Annotated in this window: 12 protein-coding genes; 8 read left to right on the forward strand and 4 right to left on the reverse strand. The window is 72.7% G+C overall.

Going from position 1 to position 12163, the window contains the following annotated elements:
* Positions 1 to 63: 63 nt before the first annotated feature.
* Positions 64 to 1017, forward strand: coding sequence for an ROK family glucokinase (locus tag ACZ5GT_RS35640; RefSeq protein ID WP_469034791.1), 954 nt, complete (start codon positions 64 to 66; stop codon positions 1015 to 1017).
* 72 nt (positions 1018 to 1089) lie between these two features.
* Positions 1090 to 1836, forward strand: a complete 747-nt coding sequence (locus tag ACZ5GT_RS35645) for an endonuclease/exonuclease/phosphatase family protein (RefSeq protein WP_469034794.1) — start codon at positions 1090 to 1092, stop codon at positions 1834 to 1836.
* Positions 1837 to 2100: 264 nt separating this feature from the next.
* Here ACZ5GT_RS35645 and ACZ5GT_RS35650 read toward each other — a convergent pair whose 3' ends face one another.
* Together ACZ5GT_RS35650 and ACZ5GT_RS35655 are read right to left on the reverse strand one after the other, a co-directional pair.
* Positions 2101 to 2670: a hypothetical protein gene (locus ACZ5GT_RS35650; RefSeq protein WP_469034796.1), complete on the reverse strand. Its 570-nt coding sequence runs from the start codon at positions 2668 to 2670 to the stop codon at positions 2101 to 2103.
* Positions 2663 to 3442 (reverse strand): alpha/beta hydrolase, encoded by a 780-nt coding sequence (locus ACZ5GT_RS35655; protein WP_469034798.1) that lies wholly within the window; start codon positions 3440 to 3442, stop codon positions 2663 to 2665. Before ACZ5GT_RS35655 ends, ACZ5GT_RS35650 begins: the two co-directional genes overlap by 8 nt.
* A gap of 132 nt (positions 3443 to 3574) precedes the next feature.
* Here ACZ5GT_RS35655 and ACZ5GT_RS35660 point away from each other — a divergent pair, with 132 nt between their 5' ends.
* The 5 genes from ACZ5GT_RS35660 (at position 3575) to ACZ5GT_RS35680 (ending at position 8600) form a co-directional block, all read left to right on the forward strand.
* On the forward strand, positions 3575 to 4333 hold the full coding sequence (locus tag ACZ5GT_RS35660) for a lysophospholipid acyltransferase family protein (protein ID WP_324783766.1): 759 nt from the start codon (positions 3575 to 3577) through the stop codon (positions 4331 to 4333).
* A gap of 34 nt (positions 4334 to 4367) precedes the next feature.
* Positions 4368 to 5627: a MacS family sensor histidine kinase gene (macS, locus tag ACZ5GT_RS35665; RefSeq protein ID WP_469034800.1), complete on the forward strand. Its 1260-nt coding sequence runs from the start codon at positions 4368 to 4370 to the stop codon at positions 5625 to 5627.
* Entirely contained in the window at positions 5624 to 6301 is a 678-nt protein-coding gene (locus tag ACZ5GT_RS35670; protein WP_469034803.1) for a response regulator, read from the forward strand. Before macS ends, ACZ5GT_RS35670 begins: the two co-directional genes overlap by 4 nt.
* An 80-nt stretch (positions 6302 to 6381) precedes the next feature.
* The gene (locus tag ACZ5GT_RS35675) at positions 6382 to 7407 is read left to right on the forward strand and encodes a 6-phosphofructokinase (protein WP_469034807.1); all 1026 of its coding nucleotides are present in this window, start codon (positions 6382 to 6384) and stop codon (positions 7405 to 7407) included.
* Positions 7408 to 7604: 197 nt separating this feature from the next.
* The gene (locus ACZ5GT_RS35680; protein WP_469034809.1) at positions 7605 to 8600 is read left to right on the forward strand and encodes a 2-hydroxyacid dehydrogenase; all 996 of its coding nucleotides are present in this window, start codon (positions 7605 to 7607) and stop codon (positions 8598 to 8600) included.
* Here ACZ5GT_RS35680 and ACZ5GT_RS35685 read toward each other — a convergent pair.
* Positions 8552 to 10432, reverse strand: a complete 1881-nt coding sequence (locus ACZ5GT_RS35685) for an anthranilate synthase family protein (RefSeq protein ID WP_469034811.1) — start codon at positions 10430 to 10432, stop codon at positions 8552 to 8554. The genes ACZ5GT_RS35680 and ACZ5GT_RS35685 overlap by 49 nt on opposite strands.
* A 103-nt stretch (positions 10433 to 10535) precedes the next feature.
* On the reverse strand, positions 10536 to 10634 hold the full coding sequence (locus ACZ5GT_RS35690) for a trp operon leader peptide (protein ID WP_469034813.1): 99 nt from the start codon (positions 10632 to 10634) through the stop codon (positions 10536 to 10538).
* A gap of 67 nt (positions 10635 to 10701) precedes the next feature.
* Here ACZ5GT_RS35690 and ACZ5GT_RS35695 point away from each other — a divergent pair, with 67 nt between their 5' ends.
* The gene (locus tag ACZ5GT_RS35695) at positions 10702 to 12054 is read left to right on the forward strand and encodes a class II 3-deoxy-7-phosphoheptulonate synthase (RefSeq protein WP_469034815.1); all 1353 of its coding nucleotides are present in this window, start codon (positions 10702 to 10704) and stop codon (positions 12052 to 12054) included.
* Positions 12055 to 12163: the final 109 nt, after the last annotated feature.

Consider the following 12163-nt stretch of genomic DNA (forward strand, 5'->3'; position numbering starts at 1 on the left):
AATCGACGGCAGGGCCTCGGGTACGGTTGGCCGTAGCGGGGCTCGACCGGAACTGAGGGATTCATGGGACTCACCATCGGCGTCGACATCGGCGGCACGAAGATCGCGGCCGGCGTGGTCGACGAGGAAGGCAACATCCTCTCGACCTTCAAGGTGCCGACCCCCACCACGCCCGAGGCCATCGTGGACGCCATCTCCTCGGCGGTGGAGGGCGCGCGGGCCGGGCACGAGATCGTCGGCGTGGGCATCGGCGCGGCCGGCTACGTCAACCGGCAGCGCTCCACCGTCTACTTCGCGCCGAACATCGACTGGCGTCAGGAGCCGCTGAAGGACGAGGTCGAGGCACGCGTGGGCCTGCCGGTCGTCGTGGAGAACGACGCGAACGCGGCGGCCTGGGGCGAGTACAAGTTCGGCGCGGGCAAGGGCCACCGCAACGTCATCTGCATCACCCTCGGCACCGGCCTCGGCGGCGGCATCATCATCGGCAACAAGCTGCGCCGCGGCCACTTCGGCGTGGCCGCCGAGTTCGGCCACATCCGCATGGTCCCGGACGGCCTGCTGTGCGGCTGCGGCTCGCAGGGCTGCTGGGAGCAGTACGCCTCGGGGCGCGCGCTCGTCCGCTACGCCAAGCAGCGCGCCAACGCCACCCCCGAGAACGCCGAACTGCTGCTGTCGCTGGGCGACGGCACCCCGGACGGCATCGAGGGCAAGCACATCTCCATGGCCGCCCGCCAGGGCGACCCGGTCGCCGTCGACTCCTACCGCGAGCTGGCCCGCTGGGCCGGCGCCGGCCTCGCCGACCTGGCCTCCCTCTTCGACCCGTCCGCCTTCATCGTCGGCGGCGGCCTCTCCGACGAGGGCGAACTGGTCCTGGACCCGATCCGCAAGTCCTACAAGCGCTGGCTGGTGGGCGGCAACTGGCGCCCGGTCGCCGACGTGATCGCGGCCCAGCTCGGCAACAAGGCCGGCCTGGTGGGCGCCGCGGACCTGGCCCGGGAGCCCGATCCCATCATGTGACGTCCTCCGGGACGACCCGAGGGGCGCGGGGAACACCTCGCGCCCCGGCCCTGCGGGCGTAGATTGACCCGCATGGAGCCGCTCCCCAACTCCCGTACCGAACCCGACGGTTCAGCCGTCATCCGGGTCCTGAGCTACAACATCCGCTCGATGCGGGACGACACGGACGCCCTCGCCCGCGTCATCGCCGCCTGTGCCCCCGACCTCGTCCTGCTCCAGGAAGCGCCCCGCTTCTTCCGCTGGCGCAAGAAGCTCGCCCGGCTGGCGGCGGCCTCGGGGCAGGTCGTCCTCGGCGGCGGGGCGACCGCCGCGGGGCCGGCGCTCCTGTGCAGCCTCCGGGCCACCGTCGAGCGCACCGAGGACGTGCTGCTCCCGCTCACCCCGGGACAGCATCGACGCGGCCTCGCCTCGGCGGTGGTCCGCTTCGGCGGCGCCCGCCTCGGCGTGCTGAGCTGCCACCTCTCCCTGCACCGCGACGAGCGGTACGAGCAGGGCGGCATGCTGCTGGACCGGCTGGCCGGCCTGGGCGTGCGGCAGGCCGTCGCGGGCGGCGACCTCAACGAACCCCCCGGCGGCCGCACCTTCCGGCGTCTCGCCGGCACGCTCCAGGACTGCCGGGCCGCGGCACCCTGGGGCGGCGAGCACACCTGGACGCGCAGCCGGCCGCACCGCCGCATCGACGCGATCTTCGCCACGAAGGATGTCTCGGTGCTCGGCTGCGGAGTGCCTGTCGGTCACCCCGGCGTGACGGAGACGGACCTGAGGGCGGCCACGGACCACCTTCCGACCCTGGCCGCCCTCAGAATCCCGGCGGGCTGAGCGGCGCGCTGGGCGTGCCGCAGTGTGCCGTCGGTCGCCTGCCGCGCCGTGGTGGCTGGTCGCGCAGTTCCTCGCGCCCCTTGGGGGGCGGCCGCCGAGGCCTCCGGCGGGCTGAGCGGCGCGCTGGGCGTGCCGCGTCACGCCGTCGGTCGCGTGCTGACGTCGTCGTGGCTGGTCGCGCAGTTCCTCGCGCCCCTTCGGGGCGCACCGGCGCGGACTTCGCCCGGCCCGCTCAGAGTCCCGGAGCCCAGCCGGAGACGGGGCTCACACGACGGCGCCCCGGCCCGGGTCGCCGTCGTCCTCGTCGTCCGTCTTCATCCGCGTCACCAGGGTGGCGAAGCCGCCCAGGAAGCCGCCGATGCCGAGGGTGGCGAGCCACCAGGTCATGTCCCAGCCGAGCACCACCGCCAGCAGGAGCAGGATCGGCCCGCCGATCACCGCCAGCCAGGCGAACTTCGCGGTCGCGTCGGCGGAGGGCAGCGGCGGTGGCTCCGGCGGGACGAAATGGCCCTCGTCGTCATCGTCGAAGTCGTCTTCGGACGCCTCGGGAGCCGTGTGGTCCCGCGGGCCGACGCCCGGCGCGAAGGCCACCGACGCGCCCAGCGGCTTGGCGGGCTCGTCCCTCTTCGGCGGGTCGTCACCGCCGTCGCCGTCGTTCGTCACGGGCTCCAGCAGCGCCAGGTCCTCGACCGACTTGAAGGGCTTGGTGCCCGGCGGGTCCGGAGGCTCCTCGCCGTACCCCGCGACGATCGCCGCCCACGCGGCCGCCTCGTCGAACGGCACGCCCTGCTCCTCCGGCTCCCGGTCCTCCCGGTCGGAGTCATGCTCAGCCACCTGCCGCCGTCCCTTCCTTGCCGACACGGGTCGCGAGCCGGCCGATGAACGCGAGGCTCTCCGCGAAGATCCGGTCCGCGTCGTGGTCCAACGTCGCGACGTGGTAGCTCTGTTCCAGCAGGATCTCCGTCACGTCCAGGGAAGAGACGCGGCCCAGGATGCGCGCCGAGTCGGCCGGCGGCACCACGTGGTCCTGCGGGCTGCGCAGCACCAGCAGCGGCTGGGTGACCTGCGGCAGTTCGCCGTCGACCAGCCGGAAGAAGGCGCGCAGGGAGTGGGCGGCGCCCAGCGGCACCCGGTCGTAACCCAGCTCGGTACTGTCCTCCTTGGCGATGTCGCTGGCGATCCCCCTCGTCGAGCGGACCAGGTGCCGGACGACGGGCAGGGCGTGCGCGGCCAGGCCGTGCATCCGGTTCGCCGGGTTCACCAGCACCAGGCCGCGCACCGCGTCCCCGTGGATCGCGGCCAGCCGCAGGGCCAGCGTGCCGCCCATGGACAGGCCCGCCAGGAACACCTCCGAGCAGCGATCGAGCAGGCCGCGCAACTCCCGGTCCACCTCCGCGTACCAGTCCTGCCAGCCGGTGAGCTGCATGTCCTCCCAGCGGGTGCCGTGCCCGGGCAGCAGCGGCAGCGACACGGTCAGGCCGTGTGCGGCGAGATGCTCCGCCCAGGGGCGCAGCGACTGGGGGGAACCGGTGAAGCCGTGGCAGAGGAGGACTCCGACCTCGCCGCCCTCGTGGCGGTACGGCTCGGCTCCAGGAAGGACCGGCACCATCGGTCTCCTGTTCGTGGAATGGGGCTGGCACTTGGCATTGCAGGACCTTCACGGTACGCGACGGCACCGACACCGACCAGGCCCGTCGACGCCTTCCCGACGGGCCGGGTTAAGGTCTAGCCCACGGACATGGGAGGCACTCGGTTGTTGTACGGCGCGATGAAGGTCGCCATCGGGGGACCGCTGAAGGTCACCTTCAGGCCCTGGGTGGAGGGTCTGGAGAACATTCCCGCCGAGGGCCCCGCGATCCTGGCGAGCAACCACCTCTCCTTCTCCGACTCGTTCTTCCTGCCCGCGGTGCTGGACCGCAAGGTCACCTTCATCGCGAAGGCGGAGTACTTCACCACCCCCGGCGTGAAGGGCCGGCTGACGGCCGCCTTCTTCAAGGGCGTCGGCCAGCTCCCGGTGGACCGCTCCGGCGCGCGCGGCGCGGGCGAGGCGGCCGTCAGGAGCGGCATCGAGGTCCTGCAGCGCGGTGAACTGTTCGGGATCTACCCGGAAGGCACCCGCTCGCCCGACGGCCGCCTCTACCGCGGCAAGCCCGGCGGCCTCGCCCGCGTGGCGCTGGCGACCGGCGCGCCGGTCATCCCCGTCGCCATGATCGACACCGAGAAGATCCAGCCGCCCGGCCAGGTGATGCCCAAGCTGATGCGGCCCGGCATCCGCATCGGCAAGCCCCTGGACTTCAGCCGCTACCAGGGCATGGAACACGACCGTTTCGTGCTCCGCGCGGTGACGGACGAGGTCATGTACGAGATCATGAAGCTCTCCGGCCAGGAGTACGTCGACATCTACGCGACGGCCGCCAAGCGGCAGCTCGCGGAGGCGGCGAAGGCCGGGAAGGAACAGGCCAGGGAACAGGCCAGGAAGGACAAGTCCGGGGCGTGAGGCCCCGGGCCGTCCTGGCCGGGGGGTGGGGGACGTGCCGAAGCGCGAGCGGGTCGTGAGGATGTCGGTCGAGCAGCCGCTGTGGCGTGCCCTGACCGCCTACCGGGTGCTGACCATGCTGTACGCGGTCGGCCTGTGCGTCGCCGTCTACGACACCTACGACCGCCCTGCCGTCGCCATCGCCTTCTACACCGTCCTGTGCGGGTGGACGCTCGCCACCCTGCCGCGCGTACAGAACGCGGCCGCCTGCACCAAGCCCTTCCTGGCCGTCGACCTCGCCGTCGCGCTGACCGGCATCGTGCTCACCCCCCTCGCCGTCAGCGAGCAGCACATCAACGACGGCGGCCCGACCCTGCCGTCGATATGGACCGCAGGCTCGGTGCTCGCGTACGCCATCAAGGGCGGCTGGCGCTGGGCCGCGTTCGCCTCCACACCGGTCGCCGCCGCCAACCTGATCGAACGCGGCACCCCGGCCCGCGACACCGTCCACAACGTGATCCTGGTCTGGGTCGCCTCCATCGCCATCGGCTACGTCGTCGAGGTCGCCCGCGCCTCCGAGCGCACCCTCGCCCGCGCCCTGGAGATCGAGGCCGCGACCCGGGAACGGGAACGGCTCGCCCGGGACATCCACGACAGCGTGCTGCAGGTGCTCGCCATGGTGCAGCGGCGCGGCGCGGTCATCGGCGGCGAGGCGGCGGAGCTGGGCCGGATGGCCGGCGAGCAGGAGGTGGCGCTGCGCACCCTGGTCTCCGGCGGGCTGCTGCCGGCGCCACGGGTGTCCGCGGACGCCACCGCGGGGGCGCTCGTGACCACCGTCGACGAGCCCGACGGACCCGACGCGAACGCCACCGTCGACCTGCGCTCGCTGCTCGCCCCGTACGCCGGCGCCAGGGTCAGCCTCGCCGAGCCGGGCGCGCCGGTGCCGCTGGCGCCCGCGGCGGCGCGCGAGCTGGCCGCGGCCGTCGGCGCGGCCCTGGACAACGTCCGCCGGCACGCCGGCGAGCACGCGCGCGCGTGGATCCTCGTCGAGGACGAGCCCGGCGAGGTCGTGGTGACCGTACGGGACGACGGGCCCGGCATCCCCGAGGGGCGGCTCGCCCAGGCCGAGGGCGAAGGACGGCTCGGCGTGGCCCTGTCGATCCGGGGCCGGCTGCGCGACCTCGGCGGCAGCGCCGAGGTCATCTCGGTGCCGGGGCAGGGCACGGAGGTGGAGCTCACGGTGCCGAAGGACGCGAAGGAAACGAAGAACGCGAAGGACGCGAAGGACCGGCGGGGGAAGGCGGAGCAGCGATGAGTGAACAGCGGGACCCGATCAGAGTCATGGTGGTCGACGACCACCCCATGTGGCGCGACGCCGTGGCCCGCGACCTGGCCGAGTCCGGCTTCGAGGTGGTCGCCACCGCGGGCGACGGCGAGCAGGCCGTACGCCGGGCCAAGGCCGCCGCACCCGAGGTCCTCGTGCTCGACCTCAACCTGCCGGCCAAGCCGGGCGTGCAGGTCTGCAAGGAACTGGTGGGCCACGACCCGGCGCTGCGCGTGCTGGTGCTGTCCGCGAGCGGCGAGCACGCCGACGTGCTGGAGGCGGTGAAATCGGGCGCGACCGGCTACCTGCTGAAGTCGGCGTCCACCGAGGAACTGCTGGACGCGGTGCGCCGCACGGCCGTCGGCGACCCGGTGTTCACGCCCGGCCTGGCCGGCCTGGTCCTCGGCGAGTACCGGCGCCTGGCCGCCGATCCCGCGCCCGCCGCCGACCCCGGCCGGCCCGACGCCCCGCGGCTGACCGACCGCGAGACCGAGGTGCTGCGGCTGGTCGCCAAGGGCCTGAGCTACAAGCAGATAGCCGAACGCCTCGTCATCTCCCACCGCACCGTGCAGAACCACGTCCAGAACACCCTGGGCAAGCTCCAGCTGCACAACCGGGTGGAACTGGTCCGCTATGCGATCGAACGGGGGCTGGACGACGAGTGAACCGGGCACCGCGAGCGGGGCGACGCGACTAGCGTGGAGCCACGGGAAACGGAAGCCGGAGCGAAGGGACGGGGAGATCCATGCGTGTCGGAGTGCTCACCGGAGGCCGTGACTGTCCGGGCCTGAACGCCGTGGTGCGGGCCGTCGTCCGCAAGGGCGTGCAGGAGTACGGCTACGACTTCGTCGGCTTCGTGGACGGCTGGCGCGGCCCCCTCGAAGGGGACACCGTCGCCCTCGACATCCCCGCCGTGCGCGGCACCCTGCCCCGCGGCGGCACCCTCCTCGGCACCTCGCGCACCCACCCCCTGGAGCACCCGGACGGCGTCCGCCGCATCCGCGACAACCTCGCCAAGCTCGAGGTGGAGGCCCTCATCACCATCGGTGGCCGGGACACCCTCGGCACGGCGGCCGTCCTTGCCCAGGACCACGGGCTGCCCTGTGTCGCCGTACCCAAGACCATCGACAACGACCTGCACGGCACCGACCGCACGGTCGGCTTCGACACCGCCGTCGGCGTCGCGACCGCGGCCATCGACCGGCTGCACACCACCGCCGAGTCCCACAAGCGTGTGCTCGTGGTGGAGGTGATGGGCGGCGAGACGGGCTGGATCGCCGTGCACTCCGGCCTGGCCGGCGGCGCCAACGCCATCCTGATCCCCGAGCAGCCCTTCGACGTGGACCAGGTGTGCGCCTGGGTCACCTCCCGCTTCCGGGCGTCGTACGCGCCGATCGTGGTCGTCGCGGACGGCGCCGCGCCCCGGGACGGCCGGGCGGTGCTCACGCCGGTGGCGGGTCCCGCCTCCGGCGTGCGGCTGTCCGGCGTGGGGGAGTGGCTGGCCAGGGAGATCGAGCACCGCACCGGCAAGGAGGCCCGCACCACGGTCCTCGGCCACGTCCAGCGCGGCGGATCGCCCAGCCCCTTCGACCGCTGGCTGGCCACCCGGTTCGGGCTGCACGCCGTGGACGCCGTCCACGACGCCGACTTCGGCACGATGGTGGCCCTGCGCGGCACGGACATCGTCCGCGTCCCGATCACCCAGGCGGCGGCCGGCCCGAAGAGGGTGGACCCGGCGCTTTACCAGGAGGTCAGCGTGTTCTTCGGCTGACCGGCGGCACCGGACTCGGTGTGACCGTCGGGCCGGACCGGACTACCGGACTACCGGACTACCTGTCGGGCCCGAGCCGGCACAGGCGCCGGGCCCGAGCCGGCAGATGTGTCGAGCCGGAGTCGGCATATACGTCCGGCATATATTCGGTGGGGTGCCCCCCGGCGGAGGGGGCGCCCCAGCAGAACGGAGAAGTCGTGGAGATTCTCGCCTTCGGCGTGCAGGCGGACGAGAAGCCCCTGATCGAGGAGGCCTTCCAGGGCCACCACGAGGTCCGCTGTCTGGACGTCTTCCTCAACCAGGACACCGCCCCGATCGCGTCCGGCTACGAGATCATCTGCACCAGCGTCAACTGCGCCCTGGACAACCACGTGCTGCAGACCCTGGCGGTCGGCGGGACGCAGATGATCGCCCAGCGCTCCACCGGCTTCAACAACATCGACCTCCCGGTCGCCGAACGCCTCGCCATGACGGTCGCCCGCGTGTCGTACTACTCGCCGTACTCCGTGGCCGAGTTCGCCTGGACGCTCGCCATGGCGGTCAACCGCCGCATCGTCCGCGCCTCCATCCGCACCCGCGACTTCGACTTCCGCCTCAACGGGCTGATGGGCCGCGACATGCACGGCCGCACCGCGGGCATCCTCGGCACCGGCAAGATCGGCGAGGCGTTCGCCCGGATCGCCCACGGCTTCGGCATGCGGCTGCTCGGCTGGGACGTCGCCGAGAACCCGGCCTGCGTGGAACTCGGCATGGAGTACGTCCCCAAGGAGCGCCTCCTCGCCGAGTCCGACCTGATCACCCTGCACGTGCCGCTGATGCCCGCCACCCAGCACCTCATCGACGCCGCCGCGCTGAAGGCGATGAAGGACGACGCCATCCTGGTCAACTCCAGCCGCGGCGGCCTCATAGACACCGCCGCCCTCGTCGCCGAGCTGCGCGAGGGCCGCTTCACCGGCGTCGGCCTCGACGTGTACGAGGCGGAGGCGGGCCTGTTCTTCCTCGACAAGTCCCTCCAGGCCATCGAGGACGACACCCTGGCCCGCCTGGTCACCTTCCCCAACGTCCTGGTCACCTCCCACCAGGCGTACTACACCGTGGACGCCGTCCGGCAGATCATCGACGCCACGGTCGGCAACGTCCTGGACTACACCGAGGGCCGCCGCTCCGAGAACGTCCTCGTGCCGCGGATCTGACCCATCAGCCCGACGACGACGGCGGCGCCGTTCAGGGTGAGCACCGACTCGGGGTGGAACTGCACGCCGGCGAAGCCGGGCCCGCGCACCGCGTGCACCTCCCCGTTCGCGGCCCGGGACACCTCCACGCCGTGCGCGGCCAGCTCCTCGGCCGCCTCGTCGTCGCAGCGCGCCACGAAGCTGTTGTAGAAGCCGACGGTCTCGCCGCGCCCGAACAGGTCGATCGTCGTCTGCGCCCCCTGGTACGGCACTTCCTTGCGCACGATCTCCAGCCCCAGCTCGGCCGCGATCAGCTCGTGCCCGAGGCAGACGCCGAGCACGCCGTGCCGGTGGTCGCGCACCACCCGCGCGGCCAGGTCCCGCAGGAACCGCATCTTGGGGTCGGCCAGATCGGACGGGTCGCCGGGGCCGGGGCCCAGCACGACCGGCCCCGGGTGCGCGAGCACCGCCTCCCGCAGGCCGGGCTCGTCGTAGCGCCGGACGGTGACCTCCAGCCCGCCGGAGCGCAGCACGTGGGCGAGCATCGCCGTGAACGTGTCCTCGCCGTCGACGACCAGGGCGTGCCCCTCCAGCTCGTCCGACCGCTCCTGCATCCGCAGCCAGAACGGCGCCAGCGAGGCCCGGCGCCCGTCCAGCGCGGCCCGCACCCGGGGGTCGTCGGCCAGCCGGGGGCGCGTGTGCTCCGACCGCGGCCGGGACGGACGTACGCCGAGGGCCGCCAGCACGCCCGCCGCCTTCGCGTGCGTCTCCGCGACCTCGCCCGCCGGGTCCGACCCGCGCACCAGCGTGGCGCCGACCGGCACCCGCAGCCGCCCCTCGGCGTCGATGTCAGCGGTGCGGATGAGGATGGGGGAGTCGAGGGTCTGGGCGCCGCCGGAGTCCCGGCCGAGCAGGGCCAGCGCGCCGGCGTAGTAGCCGCGCCCGCCCACCTCGTGGCGCTCGATCACCCGGCAGGCGTTCTGCACGGGCGAGCCGGTGACCGTCGCCGCGAACATGGTCTCCCGCAGCACCTCCCGGACGTCCAGCGAGGACTTCCCGCGCAGCTCGTACTCGGTGTGCGCGAGGTGCGCCATCTCCTTCAGCCGCGGCCCGACGACGACCCCGCCCCGGTCGCCGACGGTGCACATCATCTTCAGCTCCTCGTCGACGACCATCGACAGCTCCTCGATCTCCTTGCCGTCGGCGAGGAAGCCGAGCAGGTGCTCGGGGGTGGGCCCCTCGGCCGGATACCGGTAGGTCCCGCTGATCGGGTTCATGACGACAGTCCCGCCGGACATCCGCACGTGCACCTCCGGACTGGCGCCGACCAGCGTCCGCTCCCCGGTGCACACGACGAACGTCCAGTACGCGCCGCGCTCCCCCTCCAGCAGCCGCCGGAACAGGGCGAGCGCGTCGGCCCGGGAGAAGCCGTGGATCTCGCCCTGGTACGTCCGCCGGATCACGAAGTTGGCGCCTTCGCCGCGCCCGATCTCCTCGCGGAGCACGCGCCCGACGATCTCCGCGTACTCCTCGTCCGCCACGTCGAAGCCGCCGGCGCGGACCTCGACGTCGTGGGCGGGCAGCTGGGCCAGCGCGTCCTCCAGCGGCAGGACGTGGGTCTCCTCCGGCCTGAGCACCGCCAGCGGGGTGCCGTCGTCGCGGACGTCGAAACCGCGCTCGCGGATCTGCCGGAACGGCACCAGCGCGAGGCCCTCGTCGGGCAGGTCGGCGAGGCGGTCGTGCACCGTGACCGGTCCGAGCAGCAGCTCGACGACGTCCTGGTCGCGGCCGGGCGTGCGGCGGCGCAGCAGGGCGAACGGGCGGGGGTCGTGCAGCAGGTCCGGCAGGTTCATGGGTCCGTGTCCTTCTCGATCTCGATCGACGGAGAGGAACGGCCCGGGAAACGCGGAAGGCCGCCCCTCGGGCGGCCTTCGCGAAGTCTGTGCGTACGCGCAGTCAGTGGGCCGCCGGATGAGCGGTCCACCACCAGTTCTGGGTCGAAAGCGCGAACATGCCAGGCACCCTACCGCACCGGCGGGCGGTCCGTCCGGCCATTGATCGGTCCGTCTCATCTGGCGAACCGGAGACAAACCACGCGACACGACCCCGTAATGTTTACAGGGTGACCGTGAACGCTAAGACCAGCGCGAGTGCTGGCAACACCTGGCGAGACCTGCCCGCGGCGCAGCAGCCCGAGTACCCCGACACCGAGGCTCTGCGCGCAGTGATCGCGGACCTCGAGTCGTATCCGCCGCTCGTCTTCGCGGGCGAGTGCGACCAGCTGCGCGCCCGGATGGCGGCCGTCGCCAAGGGAGAGGCGTTCCTCCTCCAGGGCGGCGACTGCGCCGAGGCCTTCGACGCGGTGTCCGCCGACCAGATCCGCAACAAGCTCAAGACGCTGCTCCAGATGGGTGCCGTCCTCACGTACGCGGCGTCCGTGCCGGTCGTGAAGGTCGGCCGCATCGCGGGCCAGTACTCCAAGCCGCGCTCCAAGCCGGTCGAGACCCGGGACGGCGTGACGCTCCCCACCTACCGGGGCGACTCCGTCAACGGCTTCGAGTTCACCGAGGCCGCCCGCATCCCCGACCCCGAGCGCCTGAAGCGGATGTACAACGCCTCCGCCTCCACGCTCAACCTGGTGCGCGCCTTCACCACCGGCGGCTACGCCGACCTGCGCCAGGTGCACGCCTGGAACCAGGACTTCGTGAAGTCCTCCCCCTCCGGCCAGCGCTACGAGCAGCTGGCCCGCGAGATCGACAACGCGCTGAACTTCATGCAGGCCTGCGGCGCGGACCCGGAGGAGTTCAAGACCGTCGAGTTCTACTCGTCGCACGAGGCGCTGCTGCTGGACTACGAGTCGGCGCTCACCCGCGTCGACTCGCGCACCGGGCGGCTCTACGACGTCTCCGCGCACATGGTGTGGATCGGCGAGCGCACCCGGCAGCTGGACCACGCGCACATCGAGTTCGCCTCGCAGATCCGCAACCCGATCGGCGTCAAGCTCGGCCCGAGCACGACGGCCGAGGAGGCGCTGCAGTACATCGAGCGCCTCGACCCGGACCGCGAGCCGGGCCGGCTGACCTTCATCGTCCGCATGGGCGCCGACAAGGTCCGCGACAAGCTCCCCGAGCTGGTCGAGAAGGTCACGGCGTCGGGCGCGACGGTGGCCTGGGTGACCGACCCGATGCACGGCAACACCTTCGAGGCGGCCTCCGGCCACAAGACGCGCCGTTTCGACGACGTGCTGGACGAGGTCAAGGGCTTCTTCGAGGTGCACAAGTCGCTGGGCACCCACCCGGGCGGCCTCCACATGGAGCTCACCGGCGACGACGTCACCGAGTGCGTGGGCGGCGGCGACGAGATCTTCGTCGACGACCTGCACCAGCGCTACGAGACGGCGTGCGACCCGCGCCTGAACCGCAGCCAGTCGCTCGACCTGGCCTTCCTGGTCGCCGAGATGTACCGGGACCAGTGACGGCTCACCCCGTCACCGGGACCTGAAGTGGGGGGGGGGGGGGGGGGGGGGGGGGGGGGGGGGGGGGGTGGCGGGGGGCGTGGGGGGGGGGGGGGGGGGGGGGGTGGTG

The sequence above is a fragment of the Streptomyces sp. NPDC031340 genome (assembly GCF_055569945.1).